The sequence below is a fragment of the Fulvivirga sedimenti genome (genome assembly GCF_020328055.1).
This window is the reverse complement of sequence record NZ_JAIXNE010000002.1, coordinates 1,020,245-1,044,048: the sequence shown is the minus strand read 5'-3', so window position 1 is coordinate 1,044,048 and position 23,804 is coordinate 1,020,245. Positions and strand designations below refer to the sequence as shown.

The 23,804-nt window shown below is 45.1% G+C and carries 19 protein-coding genes; 7 read left to right on the top strand and 12 right to left on the bottom strand.

The genetic code is table 11. The features are described 5' to 3' along the window. Positions 1-54: 54 nt before the first annotated feature. The 3 genes from LDX50_RS10955 to LDX50_RS10945 are packed head-to-tail and all read left to right on the top strand — an operon-like array spanning position 55 to position 3,654. Positions 55-462: an EVE domain-containing protein gene (locus tag LDX50_RS10955; RefSeq protein WP_225698492.1), complete on the top strand. Its 408-nt coding sequence runs from the start codon at positions 55-57 to the stop codon at positions 460-462. Next, the gene (locus LDX50_RS10950) at positions 463-2,007 is read left to right on the top strand and encodes a hypothetical protein (protein ID WP_225698491.1); all 1,545 of its coding nucleotides are present in this window, start codon (positions 463-465) and stop codon (positions 2,005-2,007) included. A 51-nt stretch (positions 2,008-2,058) separates the two neighbouring features. Further along, positions 2,059-3,654: a hypothetical protein gene (locus LDX50_RS10945; RefSeq protein ID WP_225698490.1), complete on the top strand. Its 1,596-nt coding sequence runs from the start codon at positions 2,059-2,061 to the stop codon at positions 3,652-3,654. Here LDX50_RS10945 and LDX50_RS10940 read toward each other — a convergent pair. Further along, on the bottom strand, positions 3,647-4,627 hold the full coding sequence (locus LDX50_RS10940; RefSeq protein WP_225698489.1) for a pyruvate dehydrogenase complex E1 component subunit beta: 981 nt from the start codon (positions 4,625-4,627) through the stop codon (positions 3,647-3,649). The genes LDX50_RS10945 and LDX50_RS10940 overlap by 8 nt on opposite strands. A gap of 123 nt (positions 4,628-4,750) precedes the next feature. Continuing rightward, entirely contained in the window at positions 4,751-6,550 is a 1,800-nt protein-coding gene (locus LDX50_RS10935) for a hypothetical protein (RefSeq protein WP_225698488.1), read from the bottom strand. A 221-nt stretch (positions 6,551-6,771) separates the two neighbouring features. Between LDX50_RS10935 and LDX50_RS10930 the strand changes: the two genes are divergently transcribed. Continuing rightward, the gene (locus LDX50_RS10930; protein ID WP_225698487.1) at positions 6,772-6,993 is read left to right on the top strand and encodes a PspC domain-containing protein; all 222 of its coding nucleotides are present in this window, start codon (positions 6,772-6,774) and stop codon (positions 6,991-6,993) included. A 6-nt stretch (positions 6,994-6,999) separates the two neighbouring features. Here LDX50_RS10930 and LDX50_RS10925 read toward each other — a convergent pair whose 3' ends face one another. Genes LDX50_RS10925 through hisS form a run of 4 tightly spaced genes read right to left on the bottom strand, consistent with a single transcriptional unit; the run spans position 7,000 to position 11,717 of the window. Further along, entirely contained in the window at positions 7,000-8,028 is a 1,029-nt protein-coding gene (locus LDX50_RS10925; RefSeq protein WP_225698486.1) for a glycosyltransferase family 2 protein, read from the bottom strand. Beyond that, the gene (locus tag LDX50_RS10920; protein WP_225698485.1) at positions 8,029-8,361 is read right to left on the bottom strand and encodes a YbaB/EbfC family nucleoid-associated protein; all 333 of its coding nucleotides are present in this window, start codon (positions 8,359-8,361) and stop codon (positions 8,029-8,031) included. It abuts the gene before it with no gap. A 47-nt stretch (positions 8,362-8,408) separates the two neighbouring features. Beyond that, on the bottom strand, positions 8,409-10,310 hold the full coding sequence (locus LDX50_RS10915; protein ID WP_225698484.1) for a T9SS type B sorting domain-containing protein: 1,902 nt from the start codon (positions 10,308-10,310) through the stop codon (positions 8,409-8,411). Between the two features lie 48 nt (positions 10,311-10,358). Continuing rightward, positions 10,359-11,717, bottom strand: coding sequence for a histidine--tRNA ligase (hisS, locus tag LDX50_RS10910; protein ID WP_225698483.1), 1,359 nt, complete (start codon positions 11,715-11,717; stop codon positions 10,359-10,361). Between the two features lie 137 nt (positions 11,718-11,854). Here hisS and LDX50_RS10905 point away from each other — a divergent pair, with 137 nt between their 5' ends. Further along, a complete protein-coding gene (locus LDX50_RS10905) occupies positions 11,855-12,052 on the top strand; it encodes a hypothetical protein (RefSeq protein ID WP_225698761.1) in 198 nt (65 codons plus the stop codon). Between the two features lie 61 nt (positions 12,053-12,113). Here the strand turns inward: LDX50_RS10905 and LDX50_RS10900 are convergent, their stop codons facing one another. Then, on the bottom strand, positions 12,114-12,614 hold the full coding sequence (locus LDX50_RS10900) for a metallophosphoesterase family protein (protein ID WP_225698482.1): 501 nt from the start codon (positions 12,612-12,614) through the stop codon (positions 12,114-12,116). A gap of 98 nt (positions 12,615-12,712) precedes the next feature. Between LDX50_RS10900 and LDX50_RS10895 the strand changes: the two genes are divergently transcribed. Next, entirely contained in the window at positions 12,713-13,270 is a 558-nt protein-coding gene (locus LDX50_RS10895) for a thioredoxin family protein (protein ID WP_225698481.1), read from the top strand. A 1-nt stretch (position 13,271) separates the two neighbouring features. On the opposite strand, the gene LDX50_RS10890 is transcribed toward LDX50_RS10895, so the two are convergent. The 4 genes from LDX50_RS10890 to LDX50_RS10875 all read right to left on the bottom strand — a co-directional run bounded on the left by LDX50_RS10890 (position 13,272) and on the right by LDX50_RS10875 (position 18,750). Next, positions 13,272-14,903: a M1 family metallopeptidase gene (locus tag LDX50_RS10890; RefSeq protein ID WP_225698480.1), complete on the bottom strand. Its 1,632-nt coding sequence runs from the start codon at positions 14,901-14,903 to the stop codon at positions 13,272-13,274. Further along, complete coding sequence (locus LDX50_RS10885) at positions 14,903-16,042, bottom strand: cystathionine gamma-synthase (protein ID WP_225698479.1); 1,140 nt, start codon at positions 16,040-16,042, stop codon at positions 14,903-14,905. Before LDX50_RS10885 ends, LDX50_RS10890 begins: the two co-directional genes overlap by 1 nt. A 45-nt stretch (positions 16,043-16,087) precedes the next feature. Further along, positions 16,088-17,416 (bottom strand): dihydrolipoamide acetyltransferase family protein, encoded by a 1,329-nt coding sequence (locus LDX50_RS10880; RefSeq protein WP_225698478.1) that lies wholly within the window; start codon positions 17,414-17,416, stop codon positions 16,088-16,090. 65 nt (positions 17,417-17,481) lie between these two features. Continuing rightward, positions 17,482-18,750 carry a competence/damage-inducible protein A gene (locus tag LDX50_RS10875; RefSeq protein WP_225698477.1) on the bottom strand — a complete coding sequence of 423 codons (1,269 nt, stop codon included), beginning with the start codon at positions 18,748-18,750 and terminating at the stop codon, positions 17,482-17,484. Positions 18,751-18,848: 98 nt separating this feature from the next. On the opposite strand from LDX50_RS10875, the gene LDX50_RS10870 reads away from it, so the two are divergent. Continuing rightward, positions 18,849-19,562: a DUF4197 domain-containing protein gene (locus LDX50_RS10870; RefSeq protein WP_225698476.1), complete on the top strand. Its 714-nt coding sequence runs from the start codon at positions 18,849-18,851 to the stop codon at positions 19,560-19,562. On the opposite strand, the gene LDX50_RS10865 is transcribed toward LDX50_RS10870, so the two are convergent. Further along, positions 19,559-23,752 carry a S8 family serine peptidase gene (locus tag LDX50_RS10865; RefSeq protein WP_225698475.1) on the bottom strand — a complete coding sequence of 1,398 codons (4,194 nt, stop codon included), beginning with the start codon at positions 23,750-23,752 and terminating at the stop codon, positions 19,559-19,561. The genes LDX50_RS10870 and LDX50_RS10865 overlap by 4 nt on opposite strands. Positions 23,753-23,804 lie beyond the last annotated feature (52 nt).

The following is a 23,804-nucleotide window of genomic DNA, read 5'->3' as shown; positions in this document are numbered from 1 at the left end:
TTGATAATTATGTAAATTTAACCAAATGATCTTGGTTGTATCAATAAATAACACATGAACTATTGGTTATTAAAGACAGAGCCGGGCACCTATTCGTGGGATGATTTGTTACGGGATGGAAGGACATTCTGGGACGGCGTTCGAAATTACCAGGCCAGGAATTACATGAAGGAAATGAAATCAGGAGATCTGGCCCTGTATTATCACAGTGTAAATGAAAAACGTATTTTGGGAATTGCCCGGGTGGTGAAGGAATCCTATCAGGATCCATCCACCGATGACGACCGGTGGGTAGCCGTTGATATTGAACCGGAATCCACCTTTGAGAAGCCCGTAACGTTGGCGGACATAAAAGGGAATCCGGCATTATCCAATATGGTGCTGGTCAGAAATTCCAGGCTGTCCGTACAGCCGGTTACCAAAAATGAATTTGACCTGATTATTGAGAAAAGCAAGAATTGAATGTTGAGAACAACTCTGATACTTTTTGCAGGTTTACTGCTTCTAACATTAACAGTTTCAGCGCAGGAGCAGGTAGCGCGCTATGAACAGGAAAAGAAAGACAATGGTGAATACTTCACGGTAATTCCGGGAGGTGAATACGGAATACTGCTGGTGCGCGAAGACAATTCTGTTCGTGGCAGGGAAAACAAATGGATTCTGACCAACCTGGATACTGACCTCGAAGAAAAGTGGACAAGGGAACTGTCCGTTGAGTCAAAATTTGACTTCCGCGCCTATGAGCATTTCAGGAACCACCTGTACATTGTTTTTGTGGAAGCAGATCGTATAGTAAGTGAGTTTCTCATCCTTCAGATCGATCTTGAGTCCGGTAGAATTGTACCCTATGCCATTCAAAATGAGCTGGCATTTGAACTCACCAATATAATCGCTGTACAGGACCGGTTGGTGATGGCAGGATATGTTCGTGAGAGTCCTACAATTCTATCCTACACCGTTAATGATAAGAAATTCGATGTAGTTCCGGGATACTTTACTGCCAAGAGCGATATCATTGATTTGCGGCCCAATATGGACGGGATCACCTATAACATCGTGACCATGGAACGTTCCTATTCTGGATACTTCCTGCGGCTGCGTACCTACAGCTATGATTCCGATATTCTTTTTGAACGTGAAGTACAAATGCGGGATAATTTGCAGATTATTGACGGACTGACACTGGGTTTTGTTAACGGAAATATCGCGATAGCGGGTTCCTACGGATCGCAGAATTCCAACTTTATTCAGGGCCTGTATTTTGCTATAATTAAGCCGGAGGGGCAGGATAATACCGTCAAATACCATGACTTTGGAAATTTTGAACATTTCTTCGACTATACAAGTCCGAGGCGCGCTGAGCGTCTGGAAGAAAAGGCTTCTGAAATGTCGGGCAGAGGGAAGGATATGAAATTAAGTCTTCGGCTTTTCCTTCACAATATGATAGAGGTCAACGGTGAGTATGTTTTGTTTGCAGAGGTCTATGATCAGAATTATCAGCGTGGAAATGTACCTTACTATTATTCCCCGTACGACCGTTTTACTTCCATTTACAATCCATACCGATATCGTTATTTCAGGGAAGCATATCGCGGGTATGATGATATACAGAATACACTGGAATTCGAGTTTTTGGAAGCCATCGTGATAGGTTTGTCTGGTGATGGAGATGTGAAATGGGATAACAGCCTGGTCGTTGAAGACCTGGAGCAAACATCCACTTCAAGCATGGTAGATGCCTATGCCGACAGGAGCTTTGTTCATATGCTTTATAAGCATGAGGAGGAGATCGTTTATAAATCAATTCCCTATTCATCTGTACCGGTCGAAGAGAACTGGATTCCATTACGCCTCGAAAAAGATCAGGATAATATAAAAAGTACCGATGAAGAGACCGGTGGTGTCGGATACTGGTTCAACAATGCCTTTTATGTGTGGGGATTTCACCGGGTTGCCAGTGCCGAAGGAAAACGGAATGTGATTTTTATAAACAAAGTAATTTTTTAAGAACCTTTCGCCTAAGAATTGTTATTCTAATAATGGAATAACAAACAGCCTATGCGATTCATTTTCATTTTGCTGGTAAGTGCAATTGCACTTCAATCCGCCATTGCCCAGGTTAAACAACTCCGGTACGAAACCAATATCTCTTTGCGAAATGAAGATTTTGCGGTTTTTCCGGCTGGAGAAAACGGTCTGGTTTTTTTGAGACAAGTGAGGGGAGAGCACAAGGTTGATTTTTTCGATGTGCAAGTCAATTTACTTGATCCTTTTTTAAGAACCATCGCGACAGATACATTGATTACCGATCCTTCCTTTGAACTGAAACGGGTAATACATGAAAATAAACAAGTGTTTCTTATCTATGAGCAGTCGGAAATAGAGATCCCAAGTTATAAAATAGTTAAAATAGACTTTTCATCCGGCAGGGTACAGCCATTTTCAATTAAAAATGAGTTGCCTTTTGATCTGGTGAAAGCCATGTCTGTTAGGGGCAAAATTTATTTTGGCGGATATGTTCGCGGAGTACCAACAATAATGGTATTTGAAGAAGGTAAATCGACGCTTTCATTACTGCCAGTGAGACCACTAAGTGCTGATTTTCTCGATTTAAGCTTAAATAATGATCAGGAATCAATCAATCTGGTCACTCAGGAAAGAAGCGGTAATGTCATTTTACTTCATGTGACTACATACGGAGGTACTTCAATGCTGTTTCAGAAAACAATTGTAATGCAAAATGAAGCGGTAACTGCACGGTCGCTTGGTTTTATTAACGGGAATATCATCATCGCGGGTACTTACGGATCCAACAAACTTAATTTGACACAGGGAACATTCATGGTATCCGTCCAACCCGGTAAGGATAAGGATGTTGTACATTATCATGGCATAAGTGAATTTGATCATTTTTTTGACTATGCCGATGTTAACCAAAAGGAGCGACTGACAGAGAAGGTAGAGCGCAAGTCGGTCAGCGGCAATGATATAAAGTTCAATAAGGTCCTTTTTGTCAATGATCTTCAACTGGTGGGTGATGAACTGCTGATGGATATAGAGATGTTCCAGTTGGTGCCACGGCAGATTGCGAGACAGAGACGTGTTCGGAATTCGTATGGAAATTTTGGTGGTTCGAGAAGCAACCCACACAATGGATATGGAAACAATGTATTTGCAGATGCCCTATATCCGGATAAATTAAGACTGTTCAGAAAGCTCTTTTTTGAATCTCCCAGTGAAAATGCCGAGGTCATTCCGGAATTTTTGCAACGCTGGTCGGTAGGATTTGATCCTAATGGTTTAGTAAAGTGGGATAATTCCATGGCTGTTCAGGAGCAGGACCGGGCGAGTGCAGCCCCGTTAACTGCCGCTGCCTTTGATGATACTGTACTGAGATATGGGTACAAACACGAAGAAGGCATTGTTTATGCGGAATCTTCCTTTGGTTCAACAAAAGGGGAGGAATTCATTTTCCCACTGGTACTCAAGAATGAGAATGAATCACTCGTTTATGAGCTAAATGATGTGAACGGGCTATGGTCGATCAATAATGACGTTTTTTACGCCTGGGGAAGTCACCGTGTCAAGGGGGATTCCGGGCGCAGAAATGTCATTTATATTAATGCCTTGTTTTTCCCGGAGGTAATTAACTAACGTACATCACACTTTTCACCGCCTCGATCGTTCTCTTTGCATTCGGCAGAATGGCATCAATCAGGGTGGGTGCATAAGGAAGAGGTACATCCATGCTGTTCACACGATGCACAGGGGCATCAAGGAAATCAAAGGCATATTTTTGAACATGATAGGTGATCTCCGAGCTGATCGCTGCTAACGGCCATGCTTCCTCAACGATTACCAGGCGATTTGTCTTTTTTACTGAATTCACCACGGTAGCATAATCCAGCGGACGTACAGAACGCATATCGATCAATTCAGCAGAGATGCCGTCCTTGGCAAGTTCATCAGCCGCTTCGTAAAGAACCTTCATGGTTTTTCCAAATGAGACTATGGTAACGTCCTCTCCCTCGCGTTTGATATCTGCTGATCCGATCGGAATCAGGTATTCGCTTTCAGGGACTTCGCCTTTATCGCCATACATCAATTCTGATTCCATGAAGATAACCGGATCATTGTCGCGAATGGATGACTTTAACAAACCTTTCGCATCGTAAGGGTTCGATGGAACGACTACCTTCAGACCCGGGGTATTCGCATACCAGTTCTCAAAGTTCTGTGAGTGCTGTGAACTTAACATCCCTGCGTTACCGGTAGGTCCGCGAAATACCATAGGTATGTTAAACTGTCCTCCTGACATCGACATCATTTTGGCAGCACTGTTAATAACCTGATCAATGGCTACGAGAGAGAAATTAAACGTCATGAATTCAATGATGGGTCTCAGTCCATTCATTGCGGCACCAACGCCTACGCCTGCAAACCCAAGCTCAGCGATAGGGGTGTCTATTACCCGGTTCGGACCGAATTCATCAAGCATTCCCTGGCTAACCTTGTAAGCGCCATTATATTCGGCCACTTCTTCGCCCATAAGAAACACTTTTTCATCTCGACGCATTTCTTCGCTCATGGCTTCGCCGAGCGCTTCTCTGAATTGAATTTCTCTCATTTTTACCTTTGTTAAACGGTCCCCAAAATTAGGACATCAGCGTAGATTATCAAAAAACAATTTTCGTTAAAATAAAAAAGGCTCTCCTTTACGGAAGAGCCTTTTTTCAGATGTTTTAAACGATTATTTCATCGCGTCAGTCCACTGCGGGTAGCTTCTGTACTGCAGGAACTCAAGGTCGTTCATTGCCTTTTCTTTCAGGCTTGGATCAGCAGAGAATGCTTCCTTCAGGATGGTGGCGATATCATCTTCACCTGCCTGACGGCGGGCAGCTACGATTGCTGTAAGATAAGCAGCTTTACCGTACATCTCATCTTTTTCAGATCCGTAAGTGTTGGTATACTCACCACGAAGGGTCTCGTATGCCTGAGGCCATCTCTTATCAAGAACCTGTGCCAGCGCCTTGTTGAATACGTTCTCTTTAGTTTGAGTAGCATTCGCAAGCGTAGTCTGAGCAGAAGTGTAATCTGCCATCATGATCTCAGCTGCACCCTTAACACCATTCAGACCCTGAGTTACCTCATTAGAAGGACTCATTGAAAGTGCTTTGGTTACATGCTCATGTGCTTTGTAAGGATTGCCATTAGCCAGCGCTACAGAAGCCAGGTTACCATGAACCTCAGCAGTAGGATTCTGATTTGCTGCAATCTCTAACTGAGTTTCAGCCATTTCCATGTATTCTGCACGGCGCGAAGGATTCTGGTTTGCCATTGCGATGTATGTAGCCGCAAGGTTGTTGTGTGCGTTCCAGCTGTCTTCTTTCTGAATAGCCGCCTTGTAAATAGCTTCTTTTTCTGAAAGTGAAGGAGTCATGGATGCAGCATACATCATTTCCTCAGCTGATAATGTATCAGCAGATACGGATCCGCCAACAACCTGCTTCGCAAGAACAGCGATCTCTGCATCTGTTTTCTTTTCCTTTACTGTAAGGATCTCAGTTTTTGCAGTACGCAGTTTAGGATACAGCTCACGGAATACCTTGTTGTATGTGGGCAGTGTATGAAGTTTATCTTCAACCTGCTCGTATGTTCCTCCAGCATTGATGATATTCAACCATGCTGACTTCTCTTCAGAAGAAAGACCATCATACAGGGCCAGGGAATCTTTGAATACAGTCCAGTCTTCAACTACATCCTTAATGATGAAGTTGATGGAATCAGCTTTTCCTTCGTAATCATATTTGTCCATTTCACGACGGTAGAAAGACTCGATTGCCTGGGCACGATTTTTTGCCAGGTTGGAGTTTACACGTTCCGGACCTTCAGGAGAGTGAGTACCTGTGATGGTAACTGTGCGGGTAAGGTTCTTGGCTGCGATGTACGCGTCAAGCTTTTTACCCATATCACCGCTTCTTTCAGAACTGCGCAATACAGAACTTCCCTGGTTGAAATAGAAATTAACCCGGGTAGGGATCAGCTCTTCCTGATTGTTGTAACCGTGATCTGCTTCAGCAGCATAAGCAACCGGAATCACCATTTTAGAAGTTGTGATTAAACCAGGTGCTACGGTCATACGGGGAGTTTCCTTTGTTTTCCCGTTTTTGGGATCGGACGCCACACCCTGTACCTGAAGTTCGCCAGGGTTCATTGCAGGCGAATAAGGGAATGCATAGCTTTTCGACTGCTGAGGAGCTTCTTCCTTGGCGTTAGGGAAATCTTCGGAACGGAATTGAACGGCTTCTAATTCTACTTCGCTTTCTCCATAGTTGTAAAAAGTGCGTACTGTGTACACTTTGTCCTTTTTCAACATTTTAACTGGTAGGTTGGCAGACATGTCAAAAGCTACCGTATCTGCATGTACCTCGAGAGGATTGGGAGAAACAGTGAGGTTTTGATCTTCAGCCATTTTAACCATTTGGTTCAGAGCGCAACCCGAAAGGCCTATCAATCCGAATAGTACAATAGCGTAGAATAATTTTCTCATTGGTTTTTATTTTTAAATGACTGGTTGAATTGTGTAAATATCTTTATTTATTTCCTTAATAAAACATTTGAGTGCAAATTTAACTAAAATTTCAGGAATTTAGAAGGTACAATTGAATAAGTGCATATTATATTTGTGAATGTGCATATATGTCGATCAGTAAACTTTTTAAGGCGTTTAAGTGTATTATAAAATAGACCTTAATTAACTCTTTACCAATTATGCTAAAAAGACTCCAGGATACTTTTGAAGCGCAGGCTTTTGGTGTATGTACACGGATGGGAGAAAAGCTTGGAATATCATCTTCGAGTATTCGAATGTATTTTATATATGCATCTTTCCTGACGTTCGGATCACCTGTTTTAATATACCTGGCACTGGCATTTATTATGAATATGCGCAAACACCTGCGCAGAAGAAATAATGCCGTCTGGTATTATTAAGGAGGTTTAAAACCCCTTAATGGATTTGAGTTGCCGGAAATTGCGACGCCTGCCAACAAAATACTGCAAAACAACACTTCCCTTATATATCACTTGGGTCTCGCTTATGCGCATAAGCGACTGACTCTCGGATCGTTTCTTTCGATTCAGGCTCATTTGTGACCAGAAATCAGCATGGGCCCGGATCACCGAACCTGCATGGCGCCATTGTAAAATGAAAATGAAACGCCAAATAGCTACAAAATCGAATAATACCCGAATGATCATGGTTCTGATCAGTAAATCAGCAGTATAATTTTTATAGAGAAGGCTTAGTCCATTTTTGAAATTAAGGTACGTTTTTTTAGGATTTGACTTGCTCAACGTTCCTCCGCCAACATGGTATACAGTACTGGCTCCCTGGTAATAAACTTTTTTACCCATGCCCCAAAGTCTCCAGCAGAGGTCGATTTCTTCCATGTGCGCAAAAAAATCTTCATCAAGTCCGCCCGATGACAGAAAATCCGAAGACCGAATGAATAAACATGCGCCACTTGCCCAGAAAATTTCCCGTGAATCATCATATTGTCCCTCATCTTTTTCGTAGGACTCAAAGATTCTTCCCCGGCAAAAGGGAAATCCATATTGATCAATGAAACCGCCGCCTGCACCGGCATATTCAAAGGTATTTTTTTGTGAATATGAGAGTATTTTTGGCTGAACAGCGGCAATGGATTCGTTTTCAGCGAATATTTGCAAAACCGGCTCAAGCCAGCCGCTGGTAACTTCCACATCAGAATTCAGAAGGCAAAAGAATTCTGCACTGATTTGCTTCAGAACATGATCATAGCCGCCGCTGTACCCAAGATTCTCCTCCAGTTGAATGATTTCTACGGAAGGATATGCGTCCTTTAGAAATGCCACCGAATCATCTGTAGAGGCATTATCTGCTACAATAATACGCGCCCCTTCACTGTGCATGATGACCGACGGAAGGAACTGTCGCAGATGTTCCTTGCCATTGAAATTTAAAATTACAATTGCCAGGTCTTTCATTTACATCATTCCACTCAGATCCAGTCCGGGAATGTTTGGCATGATTCCTTCTGTACTTTTGCGAATCTCCTCTTTGGCCTGAATTTCTGCTTCATCTGTTGCTTTGTTCACCGCTGCTACAATCAAATCCTGCAGCATTTCGCGATCTTCGTCTTTCATTAGTGACTCATCGATCGTCACCGAAATGAGTTTTTTCTGTCCGTTGACGCGAGCTTTCACCATGCCTGCACCCGATTCAGCTTCCACTTCAATGTCGGCAAGTTTATCCTGGGCTTCCTTCATGCGGGACTGCATTTCCTTAACCTTGCCCATCATTTTCATCATATCGAACATAACCGTATTATTTTGTTATCGCACAAAAGTAGGAATTGTTGGGCTAATTAATGGGAGAGGACTAAAATACTTCCGTCCCTGTTCGTAACACGCCCGGATTCGTCCACAAGCCTTATCTTGATAACATAAGCCCCCTGGGCAACCCGTTCCCCATTATAAAAACCGTTCCAGGGATTATTAATATCCTCACTGTGAAAGATGAGTTCCCCCCATCGGTTGAAAACATCAATTGAATAGGATTGCACATACCGGGCCCGAATCTCGAGCACATCATTGAGCCCGTCACCGTCTGGTGTGAAGGCCTCTGGGAATGCCAGTAAATTTGATTTTGAAAGCTGGATGGTATACGAATATGAAACAGGAATGGATCCGTCATTTGGGAACGCATGTATACGATAGTAAAGAATCTGATCTGGCTGATTGTCTGTTTCTGTAAATGTTGTATCCGATGTTTGCAGTACATTGAAGAAGTTTGTCCCGTCGTACGATTTTTCGACAAAGTAATAGGCAACACCCGTTGAATACCCTTCATATTGGGGCCAGGATATCTGGACCTCATCACGCAAACTAATGGCACCCTGCGGTCGCATTACACAGGCAACGACATTTTCGGTGTTGGCATTACCGCAAAGATCTTCCGGGAAAACCTCATAGCAATATGTCGTAAAACCGGAATTACCCGCCTGCGTATCAACAAACGTCAAATCGGTAGTTGTTCCAATCAATGCAGGCACCTGCGTGTCTCCGCTTCGGTATATATTGAAAATTGTCGACCCCGGGGGAGCTGAATAGTTCCATGTGAGGGTCACTTCATTTCCGTTTGGTACCGTACTGACATGATCAACAGCAGCAGGAGGCAGCTCGTTGTCGGCAAGTATACATATCTCTCCCGAGGTTGAAAGAGCACCGCCGTAAGATGCCTGAAGATTATAACAATAAGTGATCCCGCAATTAATATCAGGATCCTCTAACATTCGTTCGGTATTCATTGCCGACGAAAGAAAAACACCATCTCTGTAAATACTGAAATTTCCCGAGGGTGTATTGGTCGCCCAATCAAGCTGATTAATATTATTCTGATTAAATCCCGAAAGCTGAATGGAGCAAACCTCCTGAGAACTGGCGGCTGGACCGCCGCAGGGGTCTATGGCATCAAGCCGGAAGCAATAATAATTCTCATCGGTCGACAGAAGATCAATGATGTCCGTTGACCGGGTGTCACTGAATTCTTTTAAAAGAGTGTACGGCCCTCCGTTGGTTGCTATATACATCCTGTAAAGGATATCCGCCTGCGTACCAAGCCCGAGTGTGATTTGTTGGTCGCTGGTAACAGCCAGACCTGTTATCTGACCTGCCGGCAGGGAGGGAACAGGGGTGAAGGTACGCATGGCCGGACTGCAATTATTAGCCCATCCTGCATCGAGTCCCTTTACAGTAATGGTGCGTGCCAGACCATCGGGAAAGGTGTGGGTTTGAACCGGAGAATTTACCGGGATGGTGACTACCGGACTTCCGTCGCCATAGTTAATTTCATATTCATCATAATTATCATCCAGTACCTCGAGTGCGATACTGTTTCCGGAACAGGCATAAATCTCAAATGCTGGTGCGGGCTTATCTTCAATGGTGATGGTGATAAAATCAGAAACAGCATCAAACAGGATCTCCATCCGGTATGTCCCGGGATCTGTATACGTGTATTCATAAAAATTCGGCTTAACTTCAAAATTGCCATCCCCATTATAGTCAAAATCACAGGAGCATCCCGCAGTACAGTCGCACGAAGGATTATTGTTGGTGATCGTAATCGTTAATCCCGGGCAACCCCTGATCTCGTCCACCTCATACAACCCGTTCTCACTGGAATACTGGGCCAGTGCCGGGATACCCGAACCAAGCCACAAACAAACAGCAAGACTAAGTGTATATATGAAACGGCTGAAATTCATTCGAAACGGAATATAATTGATTTCAACTAAAACGAATAATAAATCATCTCATTGCGCACCATTAAAACTTATAAGATGTTCAATGATGGCTGACTTCGACAATAGTTCCTGTTCTCCGGATTTCATGTTTTTCAATGAAAATCCGTCTTTTTCCATTTCCGATTCACCGGCTACCAGCACAAAAGGGATATTCTTTTTGTCGGCATAGGAGAATTGCTTTTTCGCTTTGGCCACTTCCGGGTATAACTCGGCGTGAATCCCGGCGGTACGCAATTCCCGGAGGAATTCCAAACCGTACGACCAGGCGTTCTGATCAAATGCCACAATAAGGGCAGTGGTAAAGGTATTGGCCGATTCCGGAAAAAGAGACAACTCCTCCATCACATCATACAGTCGGTCCACACCAAATGAGAACCCAATCCCCGAAAGTCCGGGCAATCCAAATACCCCGGTTAAATCGTCGTACCGGCCGCCTCCGCTCACGCTACCTACACTCACATTATTCACCTTTACTTCGAATATGCAGCCGGTATAATACGATAATCCACGGGCGAGGAGGGGGTCGAAATCGACATGATCCATTCCGGATGACCTGATGAGATCAAAAACCTCACGAACGTCACTGATCCCTGAATTGCCGGAGCCAATGAATTGTTCCATTTTATCGAGGTTTGCTGAAGAATCATTGAGCAGCGGTTTCAGTCGGCTGGTAGATTCTGCGGTAAAGCCGCGTTCGGTGAGTTCCTGAATTACCTTTTCAGAACCTATCTTATCAAGCTTGTCAATGGCCACGCATAATTCAGATTCCTTACCCGGAGCCCCAATGGCCTCTGCGATGGCCTGGAGAATTTTACGATGATTTATTCGAATGCTGTAATCAATAATACCAAGGGCATTGAATACCTCACGTATCATCCAGATCACTTCTGCCTCACAGAGAAGGGAATCAGTTCCAACCACATCTGCATCACATTGCTGAAATTCCCTGTATCGGCCTCGCTGGGGCCGGTCGGCACGCCATACAGGCTGGATCTGATATCGCTTAAAAGGCATGCTGATCTTGTGCTGATTCATTACCACGTATCGAGCAAAAGGTACAGTCAGATCATATTTCAGCCCTTTTTCGCTGATAAGGGAGGCGAAATGCCTGGAGCCATCCCTGTAATCAGATTCAGTTGTACGGGAAAGAAAGTCTCCGCTATTCAGGATTTTATACAATAACTGATCTCCTTCATCACCGTATTTACCAGTAAGAACATCGAGATTCTCCATGGCAGGTGTTTCCAGCGGCATAAATCCGAATTTGCGAAATACCCCGCGGATGATATCCAGAATGTAATTGCGCCTGGCCATTTCTTCCGGGCCGAAATCACGGGTACCTTTCGGTAAGGATGGTTTTGAGCTCATGGAAGCAAAACTACAAAAAAAGTATGAAGCCACAGGCTCAACTTTTCGGCCTGTGATCTGAAAATAGTTGGAGAAGCTTTTAATTAAATTAATTATTCTATTATCTTTGCACCCTTATTTGATCAAAATTCACGGACATGGCGATTACCAGACTTAAGAGAAAAGCAAAGAGAAATAAAACAAGGGCTTCTGTACGTCAGGCCAACATCAAGCGTTTAAATACCAAGCCGGTGATCAAATCGGTAGATGTTGAGGCGATCAAAGAAGAATTCGAAAAGAAATCTTCCAAGCCAGCCAAGAAAGAAACGAAAAAAGAAGACAAGAGCGAGGACTGATCTTCCCCTGATCGGGAATTGCTCCTGTTTATCATATACCCGTCTGAAAAGGCGGGTTTTTTTATGCCCTTTTTCCTAATTCGATTACCTGCAGGTCCGATATGCGTCCGGCCTCCAGGCTGAAGCGCACAAGTGTTGAAATTTTATGAAATCCCTGCTTTCCGGCGGCACCCGGATTAATGTGCAGCAGATTGGGTAAGCCAGGGTCGCGCATGATCTTCAGGATATGGGAATGACCATCAATAAAAAGGTCCGGTTTTTCCTGCTGAATTATTTTACGGACCCGGGGATTGTAACGCGGGGGGTAACCCCCGATATGGGTCATGTACACGCGAACCCCGCCCAGCGTGAAGAAAAGATCTTCCGGGTACCGTACACGAAGGTCTTTGCCGTCAATATTCCCGTAAACAGCCCGTAAAGGCCTGAATTTTTCCAGGTCATCTGCTGCTTCAATCGTGCCAATATCACCGGCATGCCAGATCTCATCACATTCCTGAAAGTATTCCCAGATCTTTGGGTTGAGAAATCCGTGTGTGTCTGATAACAATCCTATCCGTTTCATGTTGAATGCTCAAACGATAGTTTTTAGCAAGGTTAAAGGGAATCCATCACAATCCCATGGTGTATTTCCATATCTTTGGACTTTAAATTTGTAGTGCTATGGCATTAACGCCTTCTAAAATGCTCCCTCTCGGGACCGAAGTACCCGATTTTACATTGCCTGACACGGTTTCAGGGCAAAACCTGTCCTATGCCGATGTGCGTGGGGAAAAAGGAACTCTTGTCATGTTCATTTGCAATCATTGTCCGTACGTTAAACATGTTCAATCTGAACTGGTAAAAATATCTGTGGACTATTCCGGTGAAGGAATCGGCTTTGTTGCCATCAGTTCAAATGACGTGGAGAAATATCCCGAAGATGGTCCGGATCGTATGAGAGAAGTCGCACGTAAATGGGGATATTCATTTCCATACCTTTTCGATGAGACTCAAGGTGTGGCGAAGGATTTTCAGGCGGCCTGTACTCCAGATTTTTATCTTTTCGATCACCAGGATAAACTGGTCTACCGGGGCCAGCTGGATTCATCCCGCCCGGGCAACGGTAAACCACTCGATGGTAAGGATATGCGACAGGCACTCAATGACCTGGTCAACGGGAATCCCGTTAGTGAAAATCAAATCCCAAGCCAGGGATGTAACATTAAGTGGAAATCCTGAATTACTTAATTTCCATCGCACTGACATAATAATCCGGATCAACCGAAAAATCAACATTCAGTTCTGAGACCTCGAAGGTCTGCCAGCTTTCGTTGGCGTTCAGCCGGATGTCCTTCCCGTTTATGGATACATCCACGGGCATGTTGAATCGGTCGATTGTATTATTCCAGCGATAAAAGAGGGTATTGCCCTTACGTGCATATTCGAGTACCGGCACACGAACGTCGCGTAAATATTGGTCAAATACCGGAGCAAGATTTATTCCTGTATGGTTGATCAGGTACGACTCGATCATCTGGGTGGTTACTGTCTGATGGTAGAACTCTTTATTCAGGCCACGCAAAACATCCCTCCAAAGGCTGTCATTATCCACAATCTGCCGGATCATATGCAACATGTTGGCACCCTTGTAATACATATCCCCGGATCCCGACTGGTTCACATTATAAACTCCAATAATGGGTTCTTTATTTTGGATATTCATACGTGTGCCGCGTGTATAGGCTCCCGCTGCCTCGTTTCCAAAATAGTAATCCAGGAATAAATTTTCTGAATACGCTGTGAAACTTTCATGGATCCACATATCTGCGATATCCTTGTAGGTGATATTATTGGCAAACCATTCGTGTCCGGATTCATGGACGATGATAAAATCAAATTTCAGTCCCCATCCACTCCCGCTCAGGTCACGGCCCCGATACCCGTTTTGAAAACCATTTCCATAGGTTACCGAACTTTGATGTTCCATACCCAGGTAGGGGACCTGAACAAGCTTAAACCCATCCTCATAGAACGGATAGGGCCCGAACCAGTGTTCAAAGGCTGCCATCATCCTGGGTGCCTCCCTGAACTGCTCCCGGGCCGCTTTTTCGTCTTTAGGCAATACGTAATAGTCCATGGTAAGCGGACCGTTCTCTCCTTCGTATGTCTCTGAAAAATGTACATAATCGCCGATATTGATGTTCACCCCGTAATTATTGATCGGGTTCTCAACAAACCAGTGATATTTAGTGAATTTCTTTCCCTTTTCAACTTTTCTCAGTCTTCCGTTGGATACATCCATTAATCCCTTCGGAACCGCAACACTGATCAGCATGCTGTCGGGTTCATCATACATATGATCTTTGCATGGCCACCAGAGGCTGGCACCGTCCCCCTGGCAGCTGCTGGCAACAAAAGGATTGCCTTTTTCATCCCGCTGCCACGTAATGCCGCCGCTCCAGGGTGGGTTGGGACTCGTACGGGGCTTGCCTTCATAAAGTACTTTAACCGTTCCGATTGTCCCAATCCCTTGATTTTTCAATCCGTCAATAAAATAGGCATTACCATCCTGACGAAAGGAAAGGACATTTCCATTCTGCTCAACGCCGGTAATTCTTAAGGGTGGCTGAAGATCAATCTGCATTGCAGTTACATCTCCCAGCACTTTGTAGGTAACGGTATTGCTCCCCTTGATGGTTGAATCTGAAGGGTCAACCGTAATATCAAGATGATAGTAAACAAGGTCCCACCAGGCTCTTTCAGGGGTGATGGAGCCGCGAAGTGTATCCTGTCTCGTGAAATTTTGTCCCATCCCGTTAAATGACAACAGGAGGAGAATCAGTACGACCGGATATAGGCTTTTTTTAATCATCAGGAAAGGGCTTGTTCAAGATCTGCGATAAGGTCATCCGCATCCTCAACACCAACGCTTAAACGAATCAGCGAATCTACCAGTCCGACCTTCAGCCGTTCTTCTTTTGGAATACTGGCATGTGTCATGGTTGCCGGATGATTTGCCAGTGATTCTACGCCCCCAAGGGATTCAGCCAGTGAGAAATAATGGAACTTTTCCATAACGCGGAAAGCGTCATCCTGATTTCCATTCACCAGGGTGAAGGAAATCATACCTCCAAATCCGCGCATTTGTTCTTTTGCAACGAGGTGATTGGGATGATCCTCAAATCCAGGCCAGTATACTTTTTCAACACGGGGATGATTCTTCAGGTAATGAGCTATCTTTTCGCCATTCTCACAATGCCGGTCCATCCGTAAATGCAATGTCTTGATTCCTCGCAAAACCAGAAAACAGTCCTGCGGTCCGGGGGTTGCCCCGCAAGAGTTCTGAATGAAAGCTAAATCTTCCTGAAGTTTCGGATCATTCACCACAAGGGCACCCATTACGACATCTGAATGCCCGGCAAGATATTTTGTTACAGAATGCATCACGATATCGGCACCCAGGTCAAGCGGACTCTGAAGATAAGGGGTTGCAAAAGTGTTATCCACCGCTACCAGGATATTATTTTTCTTTGCCAGTTCTACGACTTTTGCAATATCAATCACGTTCATCATTGGATTGGTGGGGGTCTCCAGCCAGATGAGCCGGGTATTTTCATTGATATGGTGAGTGATTTCGTTTACATCATTCATTCCGGTAAAGTGAAACCGAATTCCATATTTTTCGAAGACTTTTTTGAAAATCCGGTAAGTACCGCCATACAGGTCGTTGGCAGCGATCACTTCATCACCGGGCTTCAGTAATTTTATCACTGCGTCGATAGCGGCCAGCCCGGAAGCAAAACATAATCCGAATTTCCCGTTCTCCAGGGCGGCGATGCTGTTTTGAAGCGCCGTGCGTGTGGGATTATGGGTTCTTGAATATTCATAGCCCTTGTGTTTACCAGGGGATGCCTGAACATAAGTGCTGGTTTGGAAAATAGGGGTCATGATGGCCCCGGTTGAGGGATCAGGTTCCACCCCTGCATGAATTGCTTTGGTTCCGAATTTCATATAAAAAAGATAAAAGGAGGGGAGAAATGCCCCTCCGTACAATAATTAAACAGATGTGTTGGGATCAAACCGCTCCAGGTAGTCGGCCACGCGTCTTACGACCATTCCTCCCAGCGAGCCATCAACCACGCGGTGGTCATAGCTGTGTGAAAGAAACATTTTATGTCGGATTGCAATGGCATCTCCATGGGGAGTTTCCACAACAGCCGGCTTTTTGGTAATAGCCCCCAGTGCCAGGATCGCAACCTGCGGCTGCATGATAATGGGCGTACCCATTACGTTTCCGAATGATCCGACATTTGAAATGGAGAATGTTCCGCCGGAAAGTTCATCCGGCTTAAGCTGGTTATTTCGTGCCCTCTTTGCCAGATCGTTCACCTTTTTTGCCAGCCCGGTAATGTTGTATTGATCTGCATTGTGGATAACGGGAACGATCAGGTTTCCACTGGGAAGCGCCACAGCCAATCCGATGTTGATATCACGCTTCTTGATGATTCGGTCTCCATCTACCTGGATGTTGATCATCGGATAATCCTTGATCGCCTTTACGACTGCGTCGATGAAAATGGGTGTGAAGGTAAGGTTGTCGCCTTCACGTTTTTTGAATTCATTCTTATTCCGGTTTCTCCAGAAAACGATCTCGGTTACGTCGGCCTCCACAAAGGATGTCACATGCGGGGAAATTCGCTTTGAATCAACCATTCGCTGGGCGATCATTTTACGCATGCGATCCATTTCAATGATCTCATCCTCCCCGCTTACAGAAATATTTACTTTCGGAGCAGGTGATGACGATTGTACAGACGTCTGTGCGGGAGCTGGGGCAGTGAGCGTACTCACTTCGCTGCCTCTTGTTTCCAGGTATGACAGGATGTCCTGTTTCGTTACACGGCCTTCTTTGCCGCTTCCGGGGATTCGTTCCAGCTCATCTTTCCCTATACCCTCTTCCCGTGCGATATTTTTTACCAGTGGAGAGTAGAAACGACCATTTGAATTTGATGGAACGTCCTGTCCGTTGCTCGCACTGCCGTTGGATACGACAGCTGCAGCAGGTTTGCTCTCGACAACCGGTTGTTTTTCCACAGCAGGTGCTTCTGCCGGTGGTGCAGGTTTGGACTCTGATTTTTCTTCTTTTTCTGTGGTGATGATTGCAATGGGGTTTCCCACCGGTACCACGTCTCCCTCATTTGCAAGAATTTTTGTGAGCACCCCGCCGTGGGTGGAAGGTACTTCGGTATCTACCTTGTCGGTCGCAACTTCCAGTACACTTTCATCTTCCTCAATAGTATCACCTTCTTTTTTTAACCAGGTGAGTACGGTTGCTTCCATTATGCTTTCACCCATTTTGGGCATAATTAACTCTACTTGTGCCATTCTAACGTGTTTTGATTTACAAAACTCAAGTCATTTCCGGATAATCCGACTGTAAATTTACTATTTTACTCTGTTACTTCAATCGTTTTCGATAATCTTATACGAATCATGTTTAATACCGCAACAGCGGTTGCCCTGATATTCACATCACGGTCTTTCCAAAGCTGTAATTTGCGTGCATAGGCCTCTTTTCCATCGTCATAAGCAATCCAAACAGTGCCCACGGGTTTCTCGGGAGTGCCTCCTCCGGGTCCTGCAATGCCGGTTGTTGATACACCGATTTTGGCTCCTGTTCTTTTCCGGATTCCGGCAGCCATTTCAAGGGCCGTTTCTTCGCTAACAGCTCCATGATCAAGCAACGTTTGATGCTGAACTCCCAGCAGGGCTTCCTTTATTGTATTCTCATAGGCAATGACAGACCCTACATAATATTCAGAGCTTCCTGGAACCGAAGTGATGAGATGGGAGAGATATCCACCTGTACAGCTTTCGGCAGTGGCGATTGTACAGCATTGATCACACAACATCCGACCGATCACTTCCTGAATCTCATCTCCGTTAAACCCATAAATGAAGTTTCCGGCCAAAGGCTTTAATTTTTCAATCTGTTCAGCAACCTGTTCCTCCAACACACTTCTGTCGGTCCCAAATGCTGTGAGGCGAAGTTTTACCTGGCCAAGGCTGGGCAGATAGGCGAGCCTGATATTTTCAGGTAATGCATCTTCCCAGTCCTGAATTTTACTGGCAAGCCATGATTCACCAATCCCGATGGTCTTGATCAGCTTATGATAGATCACTGCGGTTTCGAACACTTCGTGCAAGCGTGGAATGACCGTATCGGTCATCATTTTTTTCATTTCATGGGGAACTCCCGGCATCGACACAAAAACCTTTCCGTCACGATGGAACCACATTCCCGGCGCTGTACCAAGTTTGTTTTCCACAACCTCACAGCATACGGGTAAGGTGGCCTGAAGCTCATTTACAGGGGTAAGTTCCAGGCCCTTGGACTGAAAAAACTCCGATACCTGACGCAGTGCATCGGGATTCGGCTCCATCGGACAATCAAAATACCTGGCGAGAAGAGGCTTTGTAAGGTCATCTTTGGTAGGCCCCAAACCCCCTGTGATCAGGACGATATCAGCCCGGTCTTCTGCTTCCCGGAAAGCCCGGAGGATATCTGACTCGTTGTCACCAACCGTCGTTTTTTGTGTAATGCGTATACCTGCGCGATCCAGCACATCACTGATCCACTGGCTGTTAGTGTCCAGTATTTGTCCGTACAGAATTTCATCACCAATGGTGAGAATTTCGGCCTTTATTATTTCATCCATTACATTCCTGGTTACTTCAATACTTTAACAAATATCCATGATTGCCCATTAATTTTGGTCTGGAATTTGATATTTACACAACAATCAACAATACAAACATGAAGAATTACCTGCTGTTATTCATATTTTTTACGGTCTCCTGTACTTCCGCACAGATTAATCAAACCCTTGGTGATATCAACAATACCATTAGCGGGGGCGGTATTACCGAAAGTGATGTGGCTATGGGCCTCAAGGAAGCACTTATCAAAGGAGTTCAGGAAAGCGGTGAAATGGCAGGTGTTCCGGACGGCTTTCTAAAGCGTCCTGAAATCAAAATACCGTTTCCTGAAGACGTACAGAAAGTTGAAATACGACTTAGACAAATCGGTCTGGGCGGTGAGGTCGACAGATTTGTGGAATCGATGAATCATGGTGCTGAGGATGCAGCCGCACTGGCTGTGCCGATTTTCGAAAGGGCTGTAAGGGAAATGACCGTTCAGGATGCCTGGGGAATCCTCAAAGGGAATGATGACGCCGCAACAATCTATCTTCGTGAAAAGACGTCTGATCAGCTTTATGTTGCCTTCAAGCCGGTAGTAGAGAGCTCTCTTGAAAAGGTAAATGCTACAAGGTATTACGGGGACATCATTAATACCTACAATAAAATTCCGCTCGTTCAAAAAGTAGATCCCGACCTGAATTCATACGTTACCCGGAAGGCAATGGACGGACTGTTCTACCTGATTGCCCAGGAGGAGAAGAAGATCCGTGAAGACCCGCTGGAGCGTACTTCTGATTTACTGAAGAAGGTATTCAGAATGCAGGATTAACGGGTGATCATTACCTTTTTATAGAAATTCCCAAGATCGGTTTGTATCATGAAAATGTAAACCCCTGCCGGGATTGCTTCAACTGATAAACGGGAATCAGGATTTAACCACGTTCTGATTACTTTGCCGTGGAGATCAAGCATATTGATTTGCCGTAAAGCCGGCAGACTGATATTGAGATACCGGCTTGCAGGATTTGGGAAAACAGCGCCTTCAATCTCCTGAAAATCATCCAGGCCGGTGATGTTAACTACTTCCAGCGCCTGACTGTAAATGTCTGTACAACCAAGATCATTTGAAACCACAAGTTCGATCAGATAGCTGCCGGGATTAGTGAAGGTGTAGCGAAGCTCATTTTCCATGCTTTCCTCGACTCCGTTGATAAACCAGGTAGCCGTATTTGCTGTGTTCTCCGGTACCAGTACCAGTGGCGTGCCAAACGCCATATTGAAAGGCGCGGGTGGCAGTTCAAAGAATGCATTCGCCTGTGAAATTTCTATGGTTGCTGTCGCAGCGTCGCTTTCCAGAAGTCCTGAGGCATCCCTGACGAGGAATACGGTATCAGATAAAATGTTGCTGATATTGAACGAGTTGCCTTTATGCAGAAGGATATTATCGGTGGTGTAGAAATGATAGAACGAATTCCCCGGAGTCAGCAAATAATCACTTCCGGCACAAATGACATCCGACGAGGGAATGGGACCTGGAGATGAAGTCGGGTTAAAGAATTGCTCAGCACGACCCGTACAGCCGTCAATATTTGATACTTCGTGGATGATTGTGAAATTAGAGTTACCCTGATAATTATAGCTCACCTGCGGTCCAAAGCCTATCCATTCTTCAGGGGCACCGTCGGGGCGGACGTACCAATTGATATTTGGACTTTGGGAGCTGCTGGTAAAATGCAGCAGCGAAATGGTGGCCAGGTTCGTACTGTCCTGTGACCACTGAAATTGAGTGGTCAAATCAGATTTGTCAAATTCAATACGTGCCGGCAGACTCTCCAGTCCGCCCGGAGCAGTTTGCGTAAGGAAAAGAACAGAGTCATTATCGATATTGACAAATGAGAAACTATCCGATTCCCCTAACAATCCGGTCATACCTTCATCTTTGTAGAGACGGTATATAAAATTATTCAGCGCTGGGATCTCCAAAGAAAGATCGCTGCAACCATTCACATAGGCTTCCTGTGGCCTCGGCGTACGGACGATTACCGGCAGGGTTCGCGTAATTTGCTCTTTGCAACCGATAGCATTGGTTGTTTCCAGGGTGATATTCATGATCCCCTCCGTTGTAAAATGAATTGCAGGGGAAGATTTTACCGAAGAAAACCCGTTGGAAAAGGTCCAATTCCATGATGTTGCGCGGTTGCTGATATCTGTAAACTGAACCAGTGTTCTGTTATTCTCGTCGAGAATGACAGTGTCAGGATCCATGGTAAAATTCGTATTCATCAAACTCTTACGAATCGGAATGCGGAAGATGTCACTCTCAATGTTGTTCACGACCGATGTGGCAAATATGGCGTTCAGTGTATCGAGTCCGGGTGAGGAAATTTCGGTGCCGGTACTTATCAGTTGGGTGGCTTCCGGGTCTTTGTAGAAATTAAAAACATCACCCGGCGGATTGACCAAAGGTACATCTCCCGGACAGTATTCGGCCGTGTAGAGAATAGGCGGACTGTTTCGGAACGACTCATATTGATCTCTCGCCTGACGAATATTACTGATCAGTTGATCCAGGGTGGTGGCTGCTGATATTGCAATGGCAATGTTTTCACCAGATTTAGCATTAAGAACTGATAAACGGGAGATAAGCATTGATGCTACGTCGTTGCCACCGCCCTGAACTCCGGATTCCTGTTTGGGATCAGGATCATACAGCAGATTTATCTTTACTTCATCGGTGATTGTTCCGGGTAAATCTGAAATATTGCCATTGGCATTCCGCTTATCAATGGCATGGTGATATCCGCCCGGACCCCGGATCAGGGCAATTCCACTGAATAGATTTCCTTCGTTGTTCTCAGTAACGCTGATATTCAGACTGTCGATCCAGCTGGTTTTATTCAGTGAAGCATCAGTCAGTTCAAAGTCCGCGAAAAGTCCGACAGCCACATCTTCAAGATTAGTGGTCCCGGTATTCGTAACCCTGTATTCCAGGACAACGGCATCACCATCCGACCAGCTCATCATTTCCTGTTCCACTTCGATATTCAATTGACTCGCTGCGTTATCTGACCTGAATGTACTCACGGCATAAGTGTCGGCGATGGAATTTTGCCGAAGTTTGATTGGAATATTATTGCTGAAATCATAATCACGAAATGGAAGAATCAGATTGCCAGGCAGGTTGTCAGCAACAATTCCGTCGGAGGAGATCAGCAGGGCGATATTCTGCAGAATCGTTTCATTTTTAAAAGTAATTCCTTCGCCATTAAAGAAAAGATCAGCCGCATAGCCCAGATTTCCATTTCCGGCAATTGAAACTGCCAGGTCACCGCTTTGAACGTTGACCCAGTCGGGAGATGTATGGATAGTAAAGTGCTCAAAATCTGAATATGTCCCATCCTTATATTCCAGGGTCAAATGAATCGATTCATCTGCCGGTGTGTTTTCGGCCAGAACAACAATAAACTCCTTTTGAGGAGACTTTGCTTCAAGTGTATTGATCACCCCGAAATTCATAGTATTTTCTACGATTGTCACATATTGAGACGTGGATTTTAAAGTGACTCCAAGATTATTGGTTCGATAAAGGTAATTGGTCAATTCAGGTTTGATCCGAACACTATCCCCGTAGAACACGGTTGGTCCGGCACCATTATTCACATTCAGATTTGAAATTCTAACGGCGGGGGAGGTGATATTTGCCAGTGCCGCAAACATATTAAGTCTGCCTTTTCCAAGAAATTGCGAGTATGGCTGATTCCCGGGAAGGTCATCAATGGGATCCGTATTGACGCGAACCCTTTCCATTGCCTGCAGTGCGTTTAGCTGCGGAAATCGGGCTCTTACCAGTGCCACCGCACCGGCCACCTGGGGTGCTGAAAGAGAGGTTCCCTGTTTCCGGATGTATGAGTTTCCGCCGTCGGTGGTGAGGATAGACAAGCCAGGAGCCGTGAGATCAATATTTCGACTGTAAGTACTCCAGGATGTTTTTTTATCTGTAAAATCTGTGGAGGCCACCGATAATACGTGCCTGAAAGAGGCGGGATAAAAATCGCGCAGTCCGTCTGTATTTCCTGACGCTGCCACGATGGCGACATCCTTCACCAGCACGGCATAGTCTATTACATCCTGCCCGAATTGCGAGAAGGACCCTTCAGAACCCCAGGAGAGGTTGATCACGTCACATCCCAGGTCTGCAGCAAGCGCAATAGCCTCATATCCCTTGCTGAAATTGTTGCTGTTGCTTTTGAATATTTTCAAAGGCATAATTTTAGTGTAGTAACCTGTGCCGGATATGCCGGTATTATTGTTGGTACTTGCGCTGCTCACTCCGCTTACCCATGTTCCATGCGGATCCGTATCATCCGAAGGATTGTTGTCATCATCCGAAATATCCCAACCCCTCCGGTTATCTACCAGGCCGTCTCCGTCGTCGTCGATACCGTTTACAGGATCATCATGATTGATGGCGATATTATCCACCAGGTCTGGATGGTCAAGACTTATTCCGCTGTCCAGAATTCCGATCACCAGGGTGCTGTCCCCTTTTTCGAGCGCCCACGCGTCGCGGGCCCGGATCACATCGATATGTTCCTGGTCGGCCGTAAGCGGATCGTTGGGTGTATGCAGTGGCTCGAACAGATAGTATGGCTCGGCATACAGGATATCCTTGCGGCCATTCAACTCCTCCATGACCTCTTTGAGATCATTGGGATCATTCAGTTCGATAAAATAAATATCCGAAAGCGGATGCTGTGCACTTTTCGCTGCTGCAGATGATTTGATCCAGGGCAATGCAGGGTTTATCTCCCTTACTTTTTCAGCGCTGATTACCCTTCCCCCGGATGATTTTGATTTAGATGTGAGTATGCCGGGATCTACTCCCGGGGTAGTACGAATTACGATTCGACCTGGAAGTGTTTCTGCTTTCTCCTGCGCCATCGACTGCATACCCAAACCAAAGGTAAGGGTGATGATCAGGAGTAGTCTCCAGGGAATACGATTCACTATGTTGAGCATAGGATAAGTCAAAGCAGAGAGACAAATTTAATTATTTATAACAGAACCTGTA